This window comes from Streptomyces sp. NPDC058985 (genome assembly GCF_042740985.1).
In the GTDB taxonomy this organism is placed as follows: domain Bacteria; phylum Actinomycetota; class Actinomycetes; order Streptomycetales; family Streptomycetaceae; genus Streptomyces.
The window spans coordinates 81,765-102,138 of sequence record NZ_JBHYJX010000023.1 but is presented as its reverse complement, the minus strand read 5'-3'; the positions used below and the strand labels follow the sequence as shown (position 1 = coordinate 102,138).

Genomic DNA, 20,374 nt, shown 5'->3' with positions numbered 1-20,374 from the left:
GTGTTGCGGCCGTCGGTGGTCCGAAGGACGTGAAAAGTCAGGACGCGATCGGTGCCCGCCAGTCGAGTGGTGCCAGCGAGCGGAGGAACGCCGTCAGGCGGCGCGGGTCCCCGGTGGAGCGGGTGAGGACTTCACCGAGCGTGCGGCGGGCGAGTCCGCCGAGCACCCGGCCGGGACCGATCTCCGTATAGGCGCTCACGAGGCTCTGTTCGGCGGTGTGCAGTACGTCGACCCAGCGGACGGGTCCGGTGAGCTGACGCCGCAGCAGTTCCCGTGCCTCCTCGCCCGAGCGGACATGGCTGCCGGTGACCGAACTGATCACGGGGAGTACGGGATCGGCGAACGGTTCGGCGGCGAGCGCCTCCGCGAACTCCTCCTCCACCGCGCTCATCAGGGAGCAGTGGAAGGGGGCGCTCACGTCCAGCGGCACGGCCCGCTCGGCGCCGGCCTTCACCGCGATCTCGGCGGCCAGCGCGACGGCGTGGGCATGGCCCGAGATCACCGTCTGCAGCGGTTCGTTGTAGTTGGCGACCTGGACCAGGCCGGCGGACTCGGCTCCCTCGCAGGCCGTGCGCACCCGGTCCGCGGGCAGGCCGAGGACGGCCGCCATCGCACCGGGCACCTCACGGGCCACCTCGCCCATCAGCACACCGCGCAGCCGTACCAGCCGCAGAGCGGACTCGAGGGAAAGCACCCCGGCGGCCACCAGGGCCGGATACTCGCCCAGGCTGTGACCCGCGGCCGCCGCGGGCCGGTAGCCGGCCTCCCGCAGGATCTCCCATACGGCGAGGCTCGTGGTGGCGATCGCGGGCTGCGTGATCTCCGTGTGGGCGAGCTCCTCGGCGGTTCCGCTCACGCAGATCCGCGACAGAGGACGGCCCACGATCTCGTCGGCCTGGGCGAACAGGCGCTTGGCCGAGGGGTAGGTGTCGAGCAGGTGCCGTGCCATGCCGGGCCGTTGTGAACCCTGTCCTGGAAACATGGCGAGGCAGTAGCCCACGGCGCTGTCGTCGCCGGGCCCGGTCAAGGCGGTCATCGGGTACTCCTCTCGTGGGTGGGGGTGCGCTGCCAGCCGTCCATGTCCGGCACGTAGGCGGCTTGCGGGCTGCGCCAGCAGGCCGGCCTGCCCCAGCGGCGCGCGGTCGTCGCCCGGTCGGGCCGTTCGGCTTCGGGCCGTACCGCGGCGAGCACGACGAGCACGGCGGCCAGCTCCTCCGGGGTGGGGTTGCCCCGCACCACCGTCAGCGGCGTGCTCACAGCGGCTCGTTGCCGTGCTTGCGCTGCGGCTGCCGGGCTCGCTTGGTGCGCAGCATGTCCAGGGACTTGATGAGCACCCGCCGGGTGTCCGCCGGGTCGATGACGTCGTCGACATGTCCGCGCCGGGCGGCGACGAACGGGTTCATCAGCTGCTCGGTGTACTCGGCGACAAGCTCCTTGCGCAGCTTCTCCGGCTCCGCGGCCGTACGCAGCTGCCGACGGAAGATGATGTTGGCCGCACCGTCGGCGCCCATCACGGCCGTCTGGTTGGAGGGCCACGCGAACGACAGGTCGGAGCCGATCGACTTGGAGTCCATGACGATGTACGCGCCGCCGAACGCCTTGCGCAGAATGACCTGCACCCGCGGCACCGTCGCCTCGCAGTACGCGTAGAGGAGCTTCGCGCCGCGCCGGATGATCCCGTTGTGCTCCTGGTCGGTTCCCGGCATGAACCCGGGCACGTCGACCAGCGTCACGAGCGGGATGTTGAACGCGTCGCAGGTGCGCACGAACCGTGCGGCCTTCTCGGACGAGTCGATGTCGAGCACCCCCGCCATGACGGCGGGCTGGTTGCCCACGATGCCCACCGCGTGGCCGTCGAGCCGGGCGAGCGCGCACACGATGTTCGACGCCCAGCTCTCCTGCACCTCCAGGTAGGCGCCGTCATCGACGACATGACCGATGACCGTCCTGATGTCGTACGGCGTGCGCTCATCGGCCGGCACCAGCCGCAGCAGGTCCTCGCACCGTCGGTCCGGATCGTCCGCGGGCCGCACACGGGGCGGTGCCTCGGCGTTGTTCGACGGCAGATACGACAGGAGCTCCCTCACGTCGTCGAAGCAGGATTCCTCGTCGGCGGAGACGAAGCTCGCCACGCCGGTGCGGGTGCCGTGGGCGGCGGAGCCGCCGAGCTGCTCCTGTGTGATCTCCTCTCCCGTCACCGCCCGCACCACGTCGGGTCCGGTGATGAACATGTTGGCCATGCCCTCGACCATGAACGTGAAGTCGGTGAGAGCCGGCGAGTAGACGGCGCCGCCCGCGCAGGAACCGAGGACCACACTGATCTGCGGCACCACGCCCGAGGCGCGGACATTGCGGGCGAAGAGCTGGCCGAAGCCGGCCAGTGCGTCGATGCCCTCCTGGATACGGGCGCCGCCGCCGTCGTTGAGACCGATGACCGGGGCGCCGACGGAGTCGGCGAAGTCGAGGAGCTGGTGGATCTTCGACGCGAACGTCGCGCCGAGCGCCCCGCCGCGAACCCGGGCGTCATGGGCGAAGACGAAGACGGTGCGGCCGTCGATCTCCCCCCAGCCCGTGATCACGCCGTCGCCCTCCGGGTGCGAGTCCTCCATGCCGAATCCCACCGCCCGGTGCTCGGCGAACACCCCCAGCTCCGTGAACGTGCCGGGGTCGAGCAGTGCGTCGATGCGCTGGCGGGCGAGCAGCTTGCCCTTGGAGAGGTGGCGGGCCTCGGCCTCCGGGTCGTGCCCGAAGTGGGCCTCGGCCCGGCGTGTGGCCAGCTCGTCGGTCAGATCGGCCATCGTGCGTACGTGCGCCGGTGCCGGCGGCCGGTTTCCCGACGCGGTCTCGTCGAGGTCCGGCAGCACGGCCTGGGAAGTGTCCGGAAGAGCCATGGAGCTCTCTCCTTCCTGCCCTGTCGCGTGGGTGCCTTCGGGTTACGACTCTCCGGCACCGAGGTGGGCGCGGGACTGGAGCGGCCCTTGAGCGGGGGTTAACCAGCAGGTCAATGCCGCTAGACGGGGACCGCGGCAGCCTCGGTCGGCTCCTCGATGCGGCCCTTGTCGAGCTCCTGCGCGAAGCTGCGCTGCAGTCCGTCGAGCAGGTAGCGGGTGGGCTGGTCGCCCACGGCGGCCTCGGCCACGGTGAGGAAATGGGACTCCACCAGCTGCTCGCAGGCGTCCTCGACCGTGGCGAAGTCCTTGCCGAGCACCGGGCAGGCCAGATGCGCGTCGAATTCGGCGACCGGCAGATGGGCCAGACAGCGGAGCGCCTCGCGGGCGTCCTCGGGCAGCGCCTTGTACGAGGCCGTGAAGCTGGCGCGCACGCTCAGCGAGCTGTGCGCCAGCTCGTCCAGGCGCCGGTCCTCGTCGCTGAGGCGTTCCGCGTAGCGGTGCAGCGTCCAGTGCGGACGGGAGCTGAGCCGCTGGGCCGCGGCGCGCAGGGCGAGCGGCAGCCCGCCGCAGTACCGGGCGATCGCGGCAGCCGCGGCCGACTCCCGGTAGACGCGCTCCTTGCCCAGCATCCGGGCAAGGAGCCGCATGCTGTGCCCGTGCGACAGCTCGGTGACCGGCACGACGCGGGCGCCCAGCGGAATACTGAGCCGGCCCCGGCTGGTGAGCAGTACCGCGGTGTCCCCGCTGCCCGGAAGCAGTGGCCGCACCTGCTCGTCGTCGCTCGCGTCGTCGAGGGTGATCAGCAACTGCTGCCCGGAGAGAGCCAGCTGGTAGACCTCGGCCCGCTCGTCGGGATCGGCGGGGATGTCGCCGGGTTCCGTACCCAGCGCGCGCAGCAGTCGTCCGAGTACCGCGTGGGGGTCCGCCGGGCGTGGACCGCTGCCGCGCAGCGACGCGTACAACTGGCCGTCCGGATAGGCGGAATGCAGCCGGTGCCCCAGGTGTACGGCGAGCGCCGTCTTGCCCACTCCGCCGCCGCCGACGAGCAGGACGGCGGGCGGATGTGCCGCGGAGGGCCGGGTCAGGGTCTGGCGGACCATGTCGAGTTCGCGTTCCCGCCCGGTGAAGTCGGGCGGCGCGAGCGGCAGCATGTGCGGGATGGCGAGCGACGGCCGTGCGGCGGTGATGAGCTGGGGCGCCGCGGCCTCCTGCGGATCACCGCCGCGCTCGGGTGCGGGCGCCGTGGCCTCGCCGCGCAGGATCGTCTCGTAGAGCTGCTGGATCCGCGGCGACGGCTCGGTGCCCAGCTCCCTGGCGATCAGCTGGCGTATCGAGTGGTAGTGCTCGAGGGCGTCGACGCTGCGCCCCTCCATGTAGAGCGCGAGCATGAGGCGTTCGCAGAGCTGCTCGGAGAGCGGATCCGCCAGGAGCGCGGCCCGCAGGTCCGGGAGGACGGCGCCCGGCCGGTCGAGCCGCATCTCGGTGTCCGCCCACTGGCTGAGCGCCTCGTGGTGCAGCTGACGCAAGGTCTCGCGGACCCGGCCCGCCCAGTCGCTGTGCATACCGGCAAGGGCGTCGCCCCGCCACATGGTCAGCGCCTGCTGGAGCAGCCTGCTGCGCTCCTGGTCCCGCAACGAGTCCTGCTGCGCGCTCTTGAGCAGCCGGCGGAACCGCACCAGGTCCACCGCGCCGAGATCCGCCGAGACCGAGTATCCGGCCGAGGACCGCACGAGACCGATGGGCTCCGGAAGGTCCGTCGAGGCGCGGGCCAGCGCACGGCGCAGCCGGGTGACGTACGTGTGCACGACGTTGCGGACGCCCGCGGGCGGCCGGTCCCCCCACACCCGGTCCACGAGGGACTCGAGCGGCACCGGTCGTTCGGGATCGACCAGCAGGGCACCGAGGATGCTGCGTTGCCGTGCGGGGCCGAGATCGGCCAGGGCACTGCCCGTCCAGAGTTCTATCGATCCCAGTATCCGGAGCTCCATCGAAGATCACCCGTATCCCTTCCGTGCAAGGGACGCTAACTCCGGCCGGTGCAGCGCTCCTTGATTCCTGCTCTGGCAGGTCCTGGGGGACCTGCGTTCCTGCGCTCCGCATGACGGCACCCGTCCGCGCGGACGACTCCACGGGGACGGGTGACGGATGACGCGTTCCGGCTGCGGGGTGCGATCGGCTCAGGACGCCGCCGGCTCCTTGCGCTGCGGCGTGTAGTCGGCGTGGTCGACGGCCCGCTCCCACACCGCCTCGAACGCCTCCTTGCACTGGCGGATCAGCTTGGGGTCCTCGGAGAACTCGTGCGGGCCCCAGGAGCCGTCGCCGTGGAAGGTCGTGAAGCGCACCAGACTGTCGTCGAAGACCCAGAAGTCGTTGCCCGGAAGCATCAGGTCCGAGGCATGCTGCCGCGGAAGCCAGCGGACCTTCTCACCGGCGGGTACGTTGACGATGGTGGTGGTCTCCCACTCGTACTGGATGAAGTCGGTCACCGGCTCGGACACGATGCGTGCGCGCCGCCAGTCGATTCCGCGCTTGATCGCGTCCTGCACGAGGTCGAGCCAGTCGCTGTGCCGGTCGAACTCGATCGGGATGCCCTTCTGCCAGTCGACGAAGACCGGACCCTGAGGGGTGTAGACGTCCCGCGTCTCCAGGTGGACGGCGGAGTGCTCGGTCTGCGCGATCAGTTCTGCGAAGGCCGGGAAGTTGCTCGACATACGGATCTCCCATGTGGTCGCGGATCAGGCCGAGGCACAGGCCTGATCCGCCGGACAGGCCCTGATGGGTGCGTCGTGCGCGCGGAGCCGGCCTCCGTGCCTGGGTCCCGTCGTCACAGTGGAGCGACATGGCCTAGAACCGGCCTTGAGCGCGGGTCAGGGGGCGCGGCTAGCCCGGCCCGGTCCTCCGCGCCGCGGCGGACTCAAGCGCGGGTCGAGCGCGCCACGATCGCTCTGCACTGAAGTGCGGTCATCGGTCCGGCATCGACCAAGCCATCGACCAGGGCATCGACCAAGGCTCAGACCCAAGGGGAAACCTCACCGTGGACGACGTGATCACGCTCGCCCGGCTCCAATTCGGCATCACCGCGATTGCGCACTACCTGTTCGTCTCCCTCACCCTCGGCCTCGTCACCTTCGTCGTCGTGATGCAGACCAGATGGGCGCTCACCGGCAAGGACGAGCACCGGAGGCAGACCCGGTTCTGGGGGCAGCTCTATGTCATCAACTACGTCCTCGGCATCGGCACAGGTCTGGTGATGGAGTTCCAGTTCGGACTCACCTGGAGCGGACTCACCCACTTCGTGGGCAATGTCTTCGGCGCACCGCTCGCGGTCGAGACGCTGGTGGCGTTCTTCGCCGAGTCCACCTTCCTCGGACTGTGGATCTTCGGCTGGAACCGTCTCGGCCGGCGGCTGCACACCCTGATGATCTGGCTGGTCGCCCTGACCGCGTACGCCTCGGTGTTCTTCGTGCTCTCCGCCAACGGCTTCCTCCAGCACCCGGTGGGAGAGCGCACCGAGGACGGCGAGATCTACCTGGAGAGCTTCACCGCACTCCTCACCAACTCCAACGCCCTCGCGGCCGGGGTACATGTGCTGAGCGCCTCGCTCGTCACCGGTGCGTTCTTCATCATCGCCGTCAGCGCCTGGCATCTGCGCCGTGGCACCGGGCACAGCGCGTTCTACTGGTCCTCGCTGAAGCTGACCCTCCCGGCCGCCCCGCTCCTCGTCCTTGCGACGGCAGGGCTCGGCGCTCTGCAGCTCGGCTACTCCACGGACCAGACTCCGACGAAGTACGGCCCCGGGCTCGACCAGGGCGCCGACCAGGCCCGGGAGTTCACCGAGCAGTTCGGGCCCGGTGTGTACTACCCGCCCTCCTTCACCGGCATCTTCGAGTACACGATGGTCATCCCGGCGGCATTCATGATCCTCGTCACCCTGGCCGGTGCCCTCATGATGATCAGACGCCGGCTGATGCGCGGGCGGATCACGCTCTGGCTGCTGACCGCGGCGCTCGTGCTGCCGTACGTCTCGAACATCTCGGGCTGGATCTTCCGCGAGGTCGGCAGGCAGCCCTGGGCCGTCTACGGCCTGCTGAAGACCGAGGACGCCATCACCCCCGGCCTCACCGCGGGCAGCGTCCTGTTCTCGCTGATCCTCTTCGGCGTCCTGGTGACCGCCCTGACGCTGGTCGACTGGGCGCTGCTCGTCCGCTTCGCGCGGCGCGGCCCCGACGGCGCCCAACTCGGACGCCTCCCCGGCGAGTCGGAGCCCGCCAAGCCCGGTACCGCGGGCCGCGGGCGGCAGCCGCAGGGCGACCAGCGCGCTGCGGACGCGAAGGGCGGTACGGAAGCGGAGGGCGGTACGGAAGCGGAGGACCGGGAGACCGCTCCGGTCTTCTGACATCCGCCCGACCCCCCAGCAGCAGACGATCCAAGGAAGCAGGAGAAGCCCATCGTGTGGGACATCATCTGGTACGCCCTGCTCGGCGTCCTCCTCGCCGGCTATCTGGCGCTCGACGGCATCACCATCGGCACGGGCATCATCGGCCGGCTCGTGGCGCCGGGCGACGCCGAGCGGCGCATCGTCGCCGCGGCAACGGGTCCCTTCTTCCTGGGCAACGAGGTCTGGCTGGTCGCCGCCGCGGGCATCACACTCGGCGGATTTCCCGGCCTGGAGTCGACGGTGATCAGCGGTTTCTACCCGGTGATCGTCCTGGCCGTCGCGGCCCTCCTCGTACGCGGGGCGGCCGTGCAGTTCCGGCGCCGCGTCACCACGCCGGGCTGGCTGCGCGGCTGGGACGTCGTGGTACAGGCCACCTGCCTGCTGCTCGCCGTGATGTGGGGCACCCTGGCCGGGGCCGTGCTCGGTGCGCTGCCCGTACAAGACGGCCGGCTCCCCGTCGACGCAGGGGTGTTGCTGCGCCCGGTGCCCGTCCTCTCCGCGCTCACCGCCGTCGCCGTGTTCGCGCTGCACGGTGCCGTCTTCCTCGCGGTGCGCACCACCGGCGTGGTCGCGGAGCGCGCCACCGGGCTCGCCCGTCGCCTCGCCCTGACCGCCGCCGGACTCGGCGCGCTCACGATCGCCGCCGTCGCGCTCGACGGCCGGGCGCGCGACGGCCTACTCAACGCGCTGCCCGCCGCCGTCATCGGCCTCGCCGCCATCGGCGCCGCGCTGCTCGCCCCCCGGTATGCCGTGGTCGGACAGGGAAGAGGCGGACTGCGGGCCCCGGCCATCAGCGCCCTTGCCGCCCTGCTGCCGGTGGCCGCGATCGCCGCCGCGCACTGGCCCGAGGCCGTGGTCAGCACCGTGGCCGGGCAGAACCTGTCCATCGAGGAAGCGGCCGCCGACCCGACCACCCTCGGCGCGGTCGGTCCCGTGGTGCTCCTGGTGCTCCCCGTGCTGCTCGCCTTCCAGGCCATGCAGTGGTGGGCGCACCGGGGCGCCGCCGACGACCGGACACCGGTGTACCTGTGAACGGTGCTCCCGGTGCAAGGACCGGGCTCTCCCGGGGGCCAACATCCCCCGAACCCTCGGGAGAGCCCCTGCACACGGACGGAGAGCGGGACATGCGGACCACGACGCCCGGCGCGGACGCCATGAGCGACCGTGCCCTGCGGCGCCGGCTGCTCGCCGTGAACCCCGAAAGCCGGCGGGCAGTCCTGCTGACCACCGCCGCGACCGCTCTGGGCGCCGCGGCCGTGGTCGGACAGGGCCTCGCCCTCGCCGCCACCCTGACCCGTGCCTTCCAGGGGCGGCCGGTCACCACGGCGGCACTGTGCTGCCTGGCCGCCGTGGCCGTGCGCGCCGCGGCCTCCCTGCTGTGCAGCCGCGTCGCCGAACGCGCCGCCGCGGCGACACAACTGCGCCTGCGCGCCGATCTGCTGAACGCCACCGCCCGCACCGGACGGTACGCACCGCGCCGCCCGGCCGGCGAGACGGCCACGCTCCTCACGCGCGGTGTCGACGCACTCGACCCCTACCTCGCCGGCTATCTCCCGCAGACCGCGGTCGCCGCGCTCGTACCACCCGCCGTCGCCGTGGCCGTACTCCTCCACGACCCGCTGAGCGGCATCGTGCTCCTGGTGACCCTGCCGCTGATACTCGTCTTCGGGGCGCTCGTCGGGCTGCACACCCGGGACGCCACCGCACGGCAGTGGTCCGCCCTCGCCCGGCTCGGCGGGCACTTCCTCGACGCTCTGCGCGGCCTCGGCACGCTCCGGGTGTTCGGGCGCACCACTGCCCAGGAGGAGATCGTCGCGGACATGGCGGGCAGACACCGCAGGGCCACGCAGCGCACGCTCCGTATCACCTTCCTCTCCACGCTCGTCCTGGAGACGGCGGCCACCTTGTCGGTCGCGCTGATCGCCGTGCCGGTCGGGCTGCGCCTGCTCGGCGGCTCCCTCGATCTCCACACGGCGCTTGTGGTGCTGCTCCTCGTGCCGGAGGCGTTCGGGCCGCTGCGCGCCCTGGGCAGCCGTTTCCACGCGGGGGCGGAGGGCCTCGCGGCGGCGCGCGTCGCCTTTGCCGTCCTGGACGCGGCCGAGGAGCACGGCGGGGCCGTCACGGACGTACCCGCCCCGGCCCGTATCGACTTCGAACACGTCACCGTGGTCCTGCCAGGGCGGTCCGAACCCGTCCTGCACGACGTGTCGTTCACGGTCCGCGCCGGTGAGCGGGTGGCGCTCACCGGGCCGAGCGGCGGCGGCAAGTCGACCCTCCTCGCCCTGCTGCTCGGGCTGCTCCTGCCCACCGAGGGCCGCGTCCTCGTCGACGGCCGCGACCTCGCCGCACTGGACCTCGACGCCTGGCGCCGACAACTCGCCTGGGTTCCGCAGCGCCCCCACCTGCTCGACCGCACCGTCGCCGAGAACATTCGGCTCGGCCGCCCGGACGCCCCCGACGAGGCCGTCGAGCAGGCGGCGCGGGCCGCGGTCGCGCATGAATTCATCAGCGCCCTGCCGTACGGATACGAGACCCGTCTGGGAGCCAGAGGCGCGGGACTCTCCGCGGGACAACGCCAACGCGTTGCGGTGGCCCGGGCGTTCCTGCGCGACGCCCCCCTGCTCCTGCTCGACGAACCGACGGCCGGCCTCGACGCCGACAGCGAGCAGACCCTGCTGACGGCGAGCGCCCGCCTGATGCACGGCCGCACGGTCCTCCTGGTCGCCCACCGCCCCGCCCTCCTGCACGGCGCCGACCGGCACCTGGAGGTCGACGCGGGCACGGTACGGGAGCTGACCCTGCGATGAGCGTCACTGAGCCGGTGGCGCCCGGCCGGATGACGTCGAGCGAACCGTCCCGTGTCGTCCAGGAGCCGGGGGCATCCATGACTTCCGCACGCACCCCTGCCGCACGTACCCCTTCGGGGGACCGGCCCTTCCGTACCCTCTGGTCAGTGCTGCGGTCCGGCGGGGGAGCGAGACGTCTGACGGCCGCCGTCGCTCTCGCCGCCGCCGCCGACCTCGCCGGCAGTGGCCTCACGGCGCTCGCGGGCTGGCTGATCGCGCGCGCCGCACAGCAGCCGCCCATGGGCGCACTCGCCGTCGCCATCGTCGCCGTCCGGGCCCTGGCCGTGACCAAGGGCGTCTTCCGGTACGGGGAGCGCCTGGCCGGCCACGACGCCGCGCTGCGGGCCGTGGCCCGGCTGCGGTGCGCTGTGTTCGGCGCCCTGGCCCGCGGCCCCCTGCACGACGGTCCGGCCGGCGCCGACGCGGTGTCCCGCGCCGTCTCCGACGTGGACGTCGTACAGGACGCCCTGCTGCGGGTTGTGCTGCCCGCGGCGAGCGCCGTGATCGTGGCCTGCTGCGCCGTGGGCGTCACGGCGGCCCTCACCCCGGCGGGGGCGCTCGTCCTCGCCGCGGGCCTGGCCGTCGGCGGCCTCCTCGTTCCGGCGGTCACCGCCGTGGCCGCCGCCCGCGCGGAGAGCAGGATCGCCGGTGTCCATGCCGAACTGGCGGCTCGGACCGTGGACTTGGTGGAAGGCGCCGAAGACCTTCAGGTGTACGGGGCCGCCGGACGCGAGGTGGCGGCAGCCGCGGCGACGGCCCGCCGCGTGAGCGACACGTCCCGTGGCGCCGCCGCCCGTACGGCCACGGCTGCCACTGCCCTTACGGCGGTACAGGGCGCCACCGCGCTGGCCGTGGCCTTCGTGGCGGCCCCGGCGGGACCGGTGTGGGCCGTGACTCTGCCGCTGCTCGCACTCGCCGCCCACGAGGCGCTCACCCCGCTGCCCGCGGCCGCCGCGCATCTGCCCGGTCTGACCCACCGCGCCCGCCGCCTCCACGACCTCCTGACCACCCCCGCCGACCCGGCGACAAGCCTGGCCGCCGCGCCGGACGAGGCCCGTACACCGCCGGACTCCGCCCATCTCTCCCTGCGCGGCGTGGGTATCCGGTACCGTCCGGACGCCCCCTACGCCGTACGCGGCATCGACCTGGACGTGCCGGCGGGCAAGCGGATCGCCGTCATCGGCGCGAGCGGCTCGGGCAAGTCCACCCTGCTGTCCGGCATCGCCCGCCTCGTCCACGCCGGTGAAGGGCGGCTCCTCATCAACGGACGGGACCTGGCGACCCTCGCCGAGCCCGAACTGCGGCGCACCGTCAGCGGTGTGTTCCAGGACGCCCACGTCTTCGCCACGAGTCTCCGCAACAACCTGCTGATCGCCCGCCCCGGCAGCGAGGACGCGGCGTTGTGGACCGCGCTGCACACGGCGGGGCTCACCGACTGGGCGCGCGCCCTGCCCGCCGGCCTCGACACCCTGATCGGGCCCGACGGCGACACACTCTCCGGCGGCCAGCGCCGCCGCCTCCTGCTCACCAGGGCGCTGCTCGCCGCCCCGCCGGTCCTCCTGCTCGACGAACCCACCGAGAACCTGGACGCCGGCACGGCCGGCGCGGTGCTCGCCGCCGTACTGCGCGCCACCGAAGGCCGCAGCCTGATCCTCGTCACCCACCGGCACGAAGACCTCGAAGCCATGGACGAAATCCTCGTCATGTCCGACGGCCGCATCGTACGGCGCGGCACCCCCGGCGAGATCCTCGGCACGCGCCCCGAGCCTCTCGTACCGCTGCGACGGGTGGCATCGAGGTAGGGACGCGGTCGAGTCGGCGGTCAACGGCACATCAAACAGGGGTGGTTGGGGAGAGGACGCCTCCCGCTGTCGGTATTGTTGCCCCCGTTCTTCAGCGAGAGGGATGTGAGGACCGGTGTCGACCGGCGTTCCTGATCAGCAGGTGGGCGGGGGGCCCGGGCGGCTGATCGCAGGCCGCTATCTGCTGCACGAAGTCCTGGGCAGGGGCGGCATGGGCGTCGTCTGGCGCGCTCACGACCAGCTGCTCGACCGGCCGGTCGCCGCGAAGGAACTGCACATCGCCGCCGGCGGCGACGAGGACCGCCGGACCCGGATGCGCCGTGCCGTCCGTGAGGCGCGGGCCGTCGCGCGGGTACCCCATCCCCACGTGGTCGGGGTGCACGACCTGGTCGAATTCGAGGACCGGCTCTGGATCGTGATGGAGCTGGTGCGCGGTCCGTCGCTCGCGGCCCACCTGAGCCGCTCCGGGCCGCTCACTCCGGAGCACACCGCCCGCCTCGGGCTCCAACTGCTCGAAGCCCTCCGGGCGGTCCATCTGGCGGGCGCCCTGCACCGCGACGTGAAGCCGGCCAACGTGCTGCTGCGCCCGGACGGCAGCGCGGTGCTGACCGACTTCGGCATCGCCGCGCTCGACGAGGACGGCGAACCGGTCACGTCGGCCGGTCAACTCATGGGCTCCGTCGAGTACATGGCGCCGGAACGGGCCACGGCGCAGCAGGCGGGCCCCGCGTCCGACCTGTGGTCGCTCGGGGCGACGCTGGTCACCGTCTGCGGCGGGGAGTCACCGTTCCGCAGAGCCGCGCACGCCGCGACCCTGCACGCCGTCGTGTACGGGAAGCCGCGGCTGCCGGACCGGCTCGGCCCGCTCCGTCCGGTCGCGGAGGCCCTGCTGCACAGGGACCCGCGCGAGCGCCCCACCGCCGACGAACTGGCGGTGGCGCTGCGGAGCATCGCGGCGGGGGAGGCGACGGACGGCCCTGTCGCGTCCGAGGCCGTCACCGTGACCGTCAGCCCCGTCCCCGCCTTGCCGGCACGGGCGGGGGACACCCTGACGGCGCCCCCGTTCCCTCTCGCCAGTACGGCGGCACACACCGCCGAGACCACCTCCGCACCGCTCCCGGCACGCAAGGGCGGCGCCGGCCGCTGGCTGGCGGGGACACTCGCCGGAGCTGCCGCGCTCGTCGCGGTCGTGAGCGGCGGGCTGCTCCTCGCGGGCGTGGCCCCCTTCCAGGACGACGGGCAGCGGGCGGACCGGAGCGCGGCCGCAGCGCCCGCTCCGGCGCCGACCTCCCGGGCCTCGCCGGTCGGGGCACCCCAGGTGACCTCGTACGAAGTGGTCGTGAGCGCCGACGGAGGCTGGCAGCCGGTCGTCGACGCGGTGGTCCGCGCGGGCGACACCGTCACGGTCAGGTCCGGGCGGGGTGAGTGGACGGTCGACCGCGAGCGCATGCCGATGACCGGACCGGCCGGATACGCCCCGGACAGCGACCGGGACCTGGACTTCGCCGTCGACTGCAAGGTCGTACCCGACGCCGCCTTCGGCACGCTGGTGACCCGCCTCTCGGACGCCGACGACGCGCCGGTCCTCGCCATCGGCGAGACGAAGACCTTCCGGGCGGGCGGTGGCGGCGTGGTCCAGCTCCGGATCAACGACGGCGAGGGGTGCGTGGACGACAACGCGGGGGAGGTCGGTGTGGTCGTGGAGGTGAGCCACGAGCCTTGACCGGGGCGGTCCGCGATCCGGTGTCCGTACGGGCGAGCGCCCTCCCGTCCGGGGGGAGTCGGCAGGGCACTCACCACCGTACGAGTCTCAGACGCGCCGCTTCGAGGAGACCGCCCCGACGAAACCTGCCCACGCCTCGGGGGAGACGGTGACCACGGGGCCGGCGGTGGCCTTGGAGTCGCGGACGCGCACGGTCGCCGTATCCGTGGCGACCTCCAGGCACTGACCGCCCTCGGCTCCGCTGTAGCTGCTCTTGAACCAGGCGAGGCCGGAGGCGACGGCCGAGGACTCAGCATTGTTCATGGCGATCCCAGCAACCCTTCGATGAACTCCAACGACTCTCGCGGACTGAGAGCCTGTGATCGGATGATCCCATAGCGTGCGGCAGCGAGAACCGTCTCTTCGGGCTCGGTCTGCAGAGCGCTGGCTCCCTGTGCTTCGGTGTACACGAACTTCTTCGCGTCCTTGCGAGTGATCACTGTGAAGGCGCCGTCCACGCCCGCGTTCTCCTCGTGGGCGAGTGGCATGACCTGAATGCCGACGTTTCGCCGCTCCCCGGTCAGCATCAGATGTTCCAACTGTCCCCGATGGACCGCTCTGCCGCCCCACGGGTGCCGCAGCGTTGCTTCTTCGAGGACGAAGTTCAGTAGCGGCAGTGGCTGGCGGCTGAAGATGTCCTGCCTCGCCAGACGGGCCGCCACGCGCTGTTCGATCGTTTCCTCGTCCAGAGGTGGGCACCGCATGGCGAGTACAGCCCTCATGTACTCCTCGGTCTGGAGCAGGCCGTTGATCACGTGGGTGTCGTACGCGAGTAGCTCGACCGCCTCCTTCTCCAGCGTGGCCATCCCCTGAAAGAACACCGGATACTGAGCCCGCTCCACCTCCTCCTTCCACAGGCACAGCAGCCCACCCGCCCCCAGCACCTCGTCCGCCCGCTCGATCGTCCTCGGCGAGGGAATCCGCCGCCCCTGCTCGAACGACGCGACCGTCGACGCGGAGTACCCGATCCGGCTGCCGAACTCTCCCCGGTCCAGCCCTTCCCGCAGGCGCAGCGTCTTCATGGTCTGCCCGAACGCGGCGACGACGCCCTTCGCGGCGCCGTCCTCAGGGCGACGCCCGTCACCGCCACCGTCCTCGCCGCTCTCCCAGTCGTCCCCGGCACTCATGACCGCCGTTCCACCGTCCCCGCCGTCCGGACCCGCACACTCCGTCATCGAACACCGCCTCCCTGACGCAACGCCCGGCCTGGGACGCCGTCACGCCCCGCGCCTCGTACTCGGGGAGGCACCGCGCGTACAGAGGACCCGCGTCGGTGCGTCACCATGGATCACGCTACGCGACTGAAGGGGACTCTTGGCCGGTATGCCGAGCAAGCCCGCCGGCGTCCCCAGCCCCGCCCAACACCTGGCCCGTACAGATGATTTGGCACACTGACGGTTCCCGTCCGACTCGAAGGAAGTGAGCCGTGCCCGACCGGCCCGAGATCGTCTGCATCTGCGGTTCCACCCGGTTCGTCGACGAGATGAGCGCGGCGAACCGGGAGCTGACCTTCGCAGGTGTCATCGTCGTCGCGCCAGGCGTCTTCCCGGGCGCCGGGGATCACGAAGCGGACGAGTTGCTCACCGAGGATCGGAAGACCGCGCTGGGCGCCCTCCATCTGCGCAAGATCGACCTGGCCGACCGGGTTCTGGTCGTCAACCCGGGCGGGTATGTCGGCGAGTCCACGAGCCGGGAGATCGCTTACGCTCGCGCCGCCGGCAAGCCGGTCTCGTTCACCGATCCGATCCTCTCTGAGCCGTAGACACTTCGGGCGTGGCGGTTCGAAAGTTTCGATACGGCTGCTGACGCAGGCGGTCCTGGAGTGATCGGTCGCTGCCCAATGTGAGGGTCTGGTCATGGATGAGCTGCTCATATGTCCTTGAATTCGAGGCCATCGGACGGCCGAAGCTTTCGAAATAATTACCGAAACTATTGACGCTTGACGCGTGCAGGCCAACACTGGCGCCGTCGTGGAACCCCAGGAACCCCCAGGAATCCCCAGGAACTCCAGGACCTCCAGGAGAGGAAGCACCGTCATGCAGAGAAGAGCGTGGGTCGTCGCGCTGGCCGCGCTGGTCGCGGTCCTGCTGCCGGGTACCGCCCGGGCCGACACCGTCGTGACCACCAACCAGGAGGGCACCAACAACGGTTACTACTACTCGTTCTGGACCGACAGCCAGGGCACCGTCTCCATGAACATGGGGTCGGGCGGTCAGTACAGCACCTCGTGGCGCAACACCGGTAACTTCGTCGCGGGCAAGGGGTGGAGCAACGGCGGGCGCCGGACCGTGCAGTACTCGGGCACCTTCAACCCGTCCGGCAACGCCTACCTGACCCTCTACGGGTGGACGGCGAATCCGCTCGTCGAGTACTACATCGTCGACAACTGGGGCACCTACCGGCCCACCGGCGAGTTCAAGGGCACCGTCACCACTGACGGCGGCACCTACGACATCTACAAGACCACCCGCTACAACGCCCCCTCCGTCGAGGGCACCCGCACCTTCGACCAGTACTGGAGCGTGCGGCAGGCCAAGCGGACCGGCGGCACCATCACCACCGGCAACCACTTCGACGCGTGGTCCCGGGCCGGAATGCCGCTCGGCAGCTTCAGCTACTACATGATCATGGCCACCGAGGGCTACCAGAGCAGCGGCAGCTCCAACATCACGGTCGGCGGCACCGGTTCGGGCGGTGGCGGTGGTGGCGGCGGTGGCGGTGGCTGCACCGCGACGGTGTCGGCCGGGCAGAAGTGGGACGACCGGTACAACCTCAACGTGTCGGTCAGCGGGGCCAGCAACTGGACCGTGACGATGAACGTGCCCTCGCCGGCGAAGGTTCTGTCCACCTGGAACACCAGCGCCAGCTACCCGAGCGCGCAGACCCTGACCGCGAAGTCCAACGGCAGCGGCAGCAACTGGGGCGCCACCATCCAGGCCAACGGCAACTGGACCTGGCCGTCCGTCTCCTGCGCCGCGGGCTGACCCCGGGGACGAGGAGAGAGAGGAGGACCCCTTCCCATGCGCAGCAGACCTCGCTTCTCATGGCGTTCCCTGGTCACCGCGGTGTCCGTCACCGCCCTGGCCGTCGCGGGCACCGCCGCCGCCGACGCGGCCCCGACGCGGGCCGCGGCCTGCAACGGCTACGTCGGTCTCACCTTCGACGACGGCCCCTCCGGCACCACCCGGGCCCTGCTCGACGCGCTCAGGCAGAACGGCCTGCGGGCCACCATGTTCAACCAGGGCCAGTACGCGGCCCAGAACCCGTCCCTGGTCCGCGCTCAGGTCGACGCCGGCATGTGGGTCGCCAACCACAGCTACACCCACCCGCACATGACCCAGCTGAGTCAGGCCCAGATGGACTCCGAGATCTCCCGGACCCAGCAGGCCATCGCCAACGCGGGCGGCGGCACGCCGAAGCTGTTCCGCCCGCCGTACGGCGAGACCAACGCCACGCTGCGGGCGGTCGAGGCCAGGTACGGACTGACGGAGGTGATCTGGGACGTCGACACCCAGGACTGGAACAACGCGAGCACCGACGCGATCGTGCAGGCCGTCTCACGGCTGGGCGACGGCCAGGTCGTCCTCATGCACGACTGGCCCGCCAACACGCTCGCGGCGATCCCGCGCATCGCGCAGACCCTGGCCACCAAGGGCCTGTGTGCCGGCATGATCTCACCGCAGACCGGACGGGCGGTCGCCCCCGACGGCAGTGGCGGTGGTGGTGGCGGGGGTGACGGCGGCGGTACGTGCACCGCCACCCTGTCCGCCGGGCAGCGGTGGGGGGACCGGTACAACCTCAACGTGTCCGTCAGCGGGAGCAGTGCCTGGACGGTGACGATGAACGTGCCGTCCCCGGCCAAGGTCCTGACCACCTGGAACGTGAACGCCAGTTACCCGAACGCCCAGGTGCTGACCGCAAAGTCCAACGGCGGCGGCAACAACTGGGGTGCCACCATCCAGGCCAACGGCAACTGGACCTGGCCGTCGGTCTCCTGCGCCGCGGGCTGACCCGGCACGGCCCTGCGGCACGGAACCGCTCCGCCTCGTGCCGCGGGGCCCTCGCGCGCATCGGTGGCGCAGGAGGCGTCCCGCGCTCAGGCGCCGCGTGTCCCCAGCGACCGCCCCGCCACCCGCGCCAGATGGCGGCCGAACACCTCCCGCGCCTCGGGAGTCAGCGTCCGCAGCGCCACCATCGCCGTGATCACCACGTCGCACAGCTCCGCCTCCACGTCCTCCCAGGTGTGGGTGGTGCCCTTGCGCGGGTTCTGGCCGGTGGCGCCGATCACCGCCTCGGCGACCTCCCCGACCTCCTCCGACAGCTTCAGCATGCGCAGCAGCAGGCCCTCCCGGCCGCCGACGGGCTGGTCCGCCTCCAGCCACTGCCACAGGGCGTCGACGGTGTCCCAGAGGTCGGCGGGGATGCCGCCGCGGTCGTCACTCATGCGGGGCAGCCTGCCACGTACTCCGCTGCCTCCCGCAACGAGACGTCAGTCGAACAGCGGTTCCTGCTCGCCCTCGGCCGCCTTCCGTACCCGCTTGTTGCGGGCGCCGACGACCACCGCCGTGGCGGCCGCCGTCGCCGCGAAGGCGGCCGGGACCATCCAGTTGCGGTTGACCGCGTGGCCGAGCGCGTGGTCGAGGGAGAGGCGGCCGGGGCCGGTGACCGCGAGGCCGGTGGCGGTCAGGGCGAGGGACGCGGCGTACTCGTAGCCGCCGGCCTGGGCGAAGAAGCCGTTCGGGGCGTGTACCGCCGCCGCGCCCGCCATCGCGCCGGCCGCCGCAGCACCCGCGGCCGGGGTGGCCAGGCCCAGCGCCAGCAGCGTCCCGCCGCCCGCCTCCGCCAGGCCGGCCATGACCGCGCTGGTCCGGCCGGGCTCGTAGCCCATGGCCTCCATGGCCCGGCCGGTGCCCTCGATGCCGCCACCGCCGAACCAGCCGAGCAGCTTCTGCGCCCCGTGTGCGGCCAGTACGCCGCCGGTACCCAGTCGGAGCAGCAGCAGGCCCAGATCACGCCGGTCGTAACAGTTCACGTCGACTCCCTCACATCCCTCGCGGACGGCGGCGGCTCACCCCCTCACCGTCTCCCGGGTGTCTCGCGCGGGCCCGTCGCGGGCGCCGTTCGGGTGGCGGACCGGTGGCGGGGGTGCCGGGCCGGTGTGACGCTGGCCGGCATGACCATTCAGACCACGCGACTCAGCGACCCGGCCGTCCGCGGCTTCGTCACCGCCGTCAACGCCCACGACCGCGACGCCTTCCTCGCGCTGCTCGCGCCGGACGCCACCATGGCCGACGACGGAGCCGACCGGGACCTCGCCGAGTGGATCGACCAGGAGATCTTCTCCTCCAACGGCCACATGGAGGTCGACAACGAGTCGAACGGCGGTCGCGCCCTCATCGCCCGCTACCGCAACGACACCTGGGGCGAGATGCGTACCCGGTGGGACTTCACCGTGAACGACGACGGCCGGATCGCGCGGTTCGAGACCGGTCAGGCGTAGGGCCTGTCCGGCGGGGGAAACGGCGCGGCAGCCGTTCCGTCCACCGGAGCGCCGGTGGACGGAACGGCTGCCGCCTCCCCCCTCGGAATGGTTCATGGAGCGTGGTGGAAGGGCCTTGTGGAAGGCCGACGCTTCAAGTGTGGAGTTCTGGTGAAGGGGATTTGAGCATAAGCCCTCCACCGGCCGCAATACTGCGGACCTTGATATTCCGATTGTGTGAATCGGCTCAGCCGCGCCCCACGTACGGCATCGCCGTCGCCATGACCGTCGCGAACTGCACGTTCGCCTCCAGCGGCAGCTGCGCCATGTGCCGCACCGTGCGCGCCACGTCGGCCACGTCCATCACCGGCTCGGGTGCCGTCTCCCCGTTGGCCTGGAGCGCGCCGGTCTGCATCCCCGCCGTCATGTCGGTCGCCGCGTTCCCGATGTCGATCTGGCCGACCGCGATGCCGTAGGGACGGCCGTCCAGCGACAGCGACTTGGTCAGGCCCGTCAGCGCGTGCTTGGTCGCGGTGTACGCCACCGAACGCGGGCGCGGCGTGTGCGCCGAGATCGAGCCGTTGTTGATGATCCGGCCGCCTCGCGGGTCCTGCTCCTTCATCTGTCGGTACGCCGCCTGCGCGCACAGGAACGCGCCGTTCAGGTTGGTGTCCACCACGTGCCGCCACGCCTCGTAGGGCAGTTCCTCGACCGGCACGCCGCCCGGGCCGAACGTCCCGGCGTTGTTGAACAGCAGGTCCAGGCGTCCGAAGCGGTCGCGTACGGCGGCGAACAGGGCCGCCACGTCGTCCGGGCGTGACACGTCGGCGCGCACGGGCAGCGCCGCGGCGCCCGCCGGGGCCAGAGCGGCCGTCTCCTCCAGGGTCTCGGGGCGCCGGCCGGCCAGCGCCACCGCCCAGCCCGCGGTGAGCAGTTCCACGGCGACCGCCCGGCCGATGCCGGAGCCGGCGCCCGTCACGACGGCGATCTGCTGCGCGCCGACGGTTTCCTCGTCGGTGGTTTTCACGGAGTTCATGAGTCGGCAGCGTACGGGTCGCGGATCGTGCCGAACTCACCCTCCCGACATGGGATCGCCATGTCCGCGCCAAGCGAGTGTCGTTCCCGGACCGTCGAATGCCCCTTGCAGCCACCGTAA

19 protein-coding genes are annotated in these 20,374 nt (G+C 71.8%); 9 read left to right on the top strand and 10 right to left on the bottom strand.

The window, feature by feature from the left end; genetic code table 11:
* Positions 1-37 precede the first annotated feature (37 nt).
* The 5 genes from fabD to ACFW01_RS21290 all read right to left on the bottom strand — a co-directional run bounded on the left by fabD (position 38) and on the right by ACFW01_RS21290 (position 5,602).
* Positions 38-1,036, bottom strand: coding sequence for an ACP S-malonyltransferase (fabD, locus tag ACFW01_RS21310; protein WP_384505573.1), 999 nt, complete (start codon positions 1,034-1,036; stop codon positions 38-40).
* Positions 1,033-1,257, bottom strand: coding sequence for an acyl-CoA carboxylase epsilon subunit (locus tag ACFW01_RS21305; RefSeq protein WP_384505570.1), 225 nt, complete (start codon positions 1,255-1,257; stop codon positions 1,033-1,035). Before ACFW01_RS21305 ends, fabD begins: the two co-directional genes overlap by 4 nt.
* On the bottom strand, positions 1,254-2,891 hold the full coding sequence (locus ACFW01_RS21300; RefSeq protein ID WP_384505567.1) for an acyl-CoA carboxylase subunit beta: 1,638 nt from the start codon (positions 2,889-2,891) through the stop codon (positions 1,254-1,256). The genes ACFW01_RS21305 and ACFW01_RS21300 overlap by 4 nt, the downstream gene beginning before the upstream one ends.
* A 119-nt stretch (positions 2,892-3,010) precedes the next feature.
* The gene (locus ACFW01_RS21295; RefSeq protein WP_384505564.1) at positions 3,011-4,879 is read right to left on the bottom strand and encodes a BTAD domain-containing putative transcriptional regulator; all 1,869 of its coding nucleotides are present in this window, start codon (positions 4,877-4,879) and stop codon (positions 3,011-3,013) included.
* Positions 4,880-5,068: 189 nt separating this feature from the next.
* Entirely contained in the window at positions 5,069-5,602 is a 534-nt protein-coding gene (locus ACFW01_RS21290; protein ID WP_234954054.1) for a DUF6879 family protein, read from the bottom strand.
* Positions 5,603-5,925: 323 nt separating this feature from the next.
* On the opposite strand from ACFW01_RS21290, the gene ACFW01_RS21285 reads away from it, so the two are divergent.
* The 5 genes from ACFW01_RS21285 (at position 5,926) to ACFW01_RS21265 (ending at position 13,700) form a co-directional block, all read left to right on the top strand.
* Positions 5,926-7,287 (top strand): cytochrome ubiquinol oxidase subunit I, encoded by a 1,362-nt coding sequence (locus ACFW01_RS21285; protein ID WP_234954052.1) that lies wholly within the window; start codon positions 5,926-5,928, stop codon positions 7,285-7,287.
* Positions 7,288-7,341: 54 nt separating this feature from the next.
* Entirely contained in the window at positions 7,342-8,361 is a 1,020-nt protein-coding gene (cydB, locus tag ACFW01_RS21280; RefSeq protein WP_234954050.1) for a cytochrome d ubiquinol oxidase subunit II, read from the top strand.
* Positions 8,362-8,453: 92 nt separating this feature from the next.
* A complete protein-coding gene (cydD, locus tag ACFW01_RS21275) occupies positions 8,454-10,136 on the top strand; it encodes a thiol reductant ABC exporter subunit CydD (protein WP_384505559.1) in 1,683 nt (560 codons plus the stop codon).
* Between the two features lie 146 nt (positions 10,137-10,282).
* Positions 10,283-11,977 carry a thiol reductant ABC exporter subunit CydC gene (cydC, locus tag ACFW01_RS21270; protein WP_384505554.1) on the top strand — a complete coding sequence of 565 codons (1,695 nt, stop codon included), beginning with the start codon at positions 10,283-10,285 and terminating at the stop codon, positions 11,975-11,977.
* Positions 11,978-12,092: 115 nt separating this feature from the next.
* Positions 12,093-13,700: a serine/threonine-protein kinase gene (locus ACFW01_RS21265; RefSeq protein WP_384505551.1), complete on the top strand. Its 1,608-nt coding sequence runs from the start codon at positions 12,093-12,095 to the stop codon at positions 13,698-13,700.
* An 87-nt stretch (positions 13,701-13,787) separates the two neighbouring features.
* Here ACFW01_RS21265 and ACFW01_RS21260 read toward each other — a convergent pair whose 3' ends face one another.
* Both ACFW01_RS21260 and ACFW01_RS21255 read right to left on the bottom strand, forming a co-directional pair.
* Entirely contained in the window at positions 13,788-14,003 is a 216-nt protein-coding gene (locus ACFW01_RS21260) for a DUF397 domain-containing protein (protein WP_234954042.1), read from the bottom strand.
* A complete protein-coding gene (locus ACFW01_RS21255) occupies positions 14,000-14,866 on the bottom strand; it encodes a helix-turn-helix domain-containing protein (protein WP_384505547.1) in 867 nt (288 codons plus the stop codon). The genes ACFW01_RS21260 and ACFW01_RS21255 overlap by 4 nt, the downstream gene beginning before the upstream one ends.
* Positions 14,867-15,165: 299 nt before the next feature.
* On the opposite strand from ACFW01_RS21255, the gene ACFW01_RS21250 reads away from it, so the two are divergent.
* From ACFW01_RS21250 to ACFW01_RS21240, 3 genes are all read left to right on the top strand, one after another.
* Positions 15,166-15,501: a hypothetical protein gene (locus ACFW01_RS21250; protein ID WP_384505544.1), complete on the top strand. Its 336-nt coding sequence runs from the start codon at positions 15,166-15,168 to the stop codon at positions 15,499-15,501.
* Between the two features lie 274 nt (positions 15,502-15,775).
* Positions 15,776-16,723 carry a glycoside hydrolase family 11 protein gene (locus ACFW01_RS21245; protein ID WP_384505541.1) on the top strand — a complete coding sequence of 316 codons (948 nt, stop codon included), beginning with the start codon at positions 15,776-15,778 and terminating at the stop codon, positions 16,721-16,723.
* A 36-nt stretch (positions 16,724-16,759) separates the two neighbouring features.
* Positions 16,760-17,749 (top strand): polysaccharide deacetylase family protein, encoded by a 990-nt coding sequence (locus ACFW01_RS21240; RefSeq protein WP_384505538.1) that lies wholly within the window; start codon positions 16,760-16,762, stop codon positions 17,747-17,749.
* Between the two features lie 86 nt (positions 17,750-17,835).
* Here ACFW01_RS21240 and ACFW01_RS21235 read toward each other — a convergent pair whose 3' ends face one another.
* On the bottom strand, positions 17,836-18,183 hold the full coding sequence (locus ACFW01_RS21235; protein WP_234954035.1) for a MazG-like family protein: 348 nt from the start codon (positions 18,181-18,183) through the stop codon (positions 17,836-17,838).
* A 45-nt stretch (positions 18,184-18,228) separates the two neighbouring features.
* The gene (locus ACFW01_RS21230; protein ID WP_234954034.1) at positions 18,229-18,771 is read right to left on the bottom strand and encodes a DoxX family membrane protein; all 543 of its coding nucleotides are present in this window, start codon (positions 18,769-18,771) and stop codon (positions 18,229-18,231) included.
* Between the two features lie 141 nt (positions 18,772-18,912).
* On the opposite strand from ACFW01_RS21230, the gene ACFW01_RS21225 reads away from it, so the two are divergent.
* Complete coding sequence (locus ACFW01_RS21225; RefSeq protein WP_122620575.1) at positions 18,913-19,239, top strand: nuclear transport factor 2 family protein; 327 nt, start codon at positions 18,913-18,915, stop codon at positions 19,237-19,239.
* Between the two features lie 226 nt (positions 19,240-19,465).
* Here ACFW01_RS21225 and ACFW01_RS21220 read toward each other — a convergent pair whose 3' ends face one another.
* Positions 19,466-20,254, bottom strand: coding sequence for an SDR family oxidoreductase (locus ACFW01_RS21220; RefSeq protein ID WP_234954032.1), 789 nt, complete (start codon positions 20,252-20,254; stop codon positions 19,466-19,468).
* Between the last annotated feature and the right edge of the window lie 120 nt (positions 20,255-20,374).

Excerpts from the sequence above, each read along its gene's own strand:
- fabD (WP_384505573.1), bottom strand. The coding sequence starts at position 1,036 with ATGACCGCCTTGACCGGGCCCGGCGACGACAGCGCCGTGGGCTACTGC.
- ACFW01_RS21300 (WP_384505567.1), bottom strand. The coding sequence starts at position 2,891 with ATGGCTCTTCCGGACACTTCCCAGGCCGTGCTGCCGGACCTCGACGAG.
- ACFW01_RS21295 (WP_384505564.1), bottom strand. The coding sequence starts at position 4,879 with ATGGAGCTCCGGATACTGGGATCGATAGAACTCTGGACGGGCAGTGCC.
- ACFW01_RS21290 (WP_234954054.1), bottom strand. The coding sequence starts at position 5,602 with ATGTCGAGCAACTTCCCGGCCTTCGCAGAACTGATCGCGCAGACCGAG.
- cydD (WP_384505559.1), top strand. The coding sequence starts at position 8,454 with ATGCGGACCACGACGCCCGGCGCGGACGCCATGAGCGACCGTGCCCTG.
- ACFW01_RS21260 (WP_234954042.1), bottom strand. The coding sequence starts at position 14,003 with ATGAACAATGCTGAGTCCTCGGCCGTCGCCTCCGGCCTCGCCTGGTTC.
- ACFW01_RS21255 (WP_384505547.1), bottom strand. The coding sequence starts at position 14,866 with ATGAGTGCCGGGGACGACTGGGAGAGCGGCGAGGACGGTGGCGGTGAC.
- ACFW01_RS21245 (WP_384505541.1), top strand. The coding sequence starts at position 15,776 with ATGCAGAGAAGAGCGTGGGTCGTCGCGCTGGCCGCGCTGGTCGCGGTC.
- ACFW01_RS21240 (WP_384505538.1), top strand. The coding sequence starts at position 16,760 with ATGCGCAGCAGACCTCGCTTCTCATGGCGTTCCCTGGTCACCGCGGTG.
- ACFW01_RS21235 (WP_234954035.1), bottom strand. The coding sequence starts at position 18,183 with ATGAGTGACGACCGCGGCGGCATCCCCGCCGACCTCTGGGACACCGTC.
- ACFW01_RS21225 (WP_122620575.1), top strand. The coding sequence starts at position 18,913 with ATGACCATTCAGACCACGCGACTCAGCGACCCGGCCGTCCGCGGCTTC.
- ACFW01_RS21220 (WP_234954032.1), bottom strand. The coding sequence starts at position 20,254 with ATGAACTCCGTGAAAACCACCGACGAGGAAACCGTCGGCGCGCAGCAG.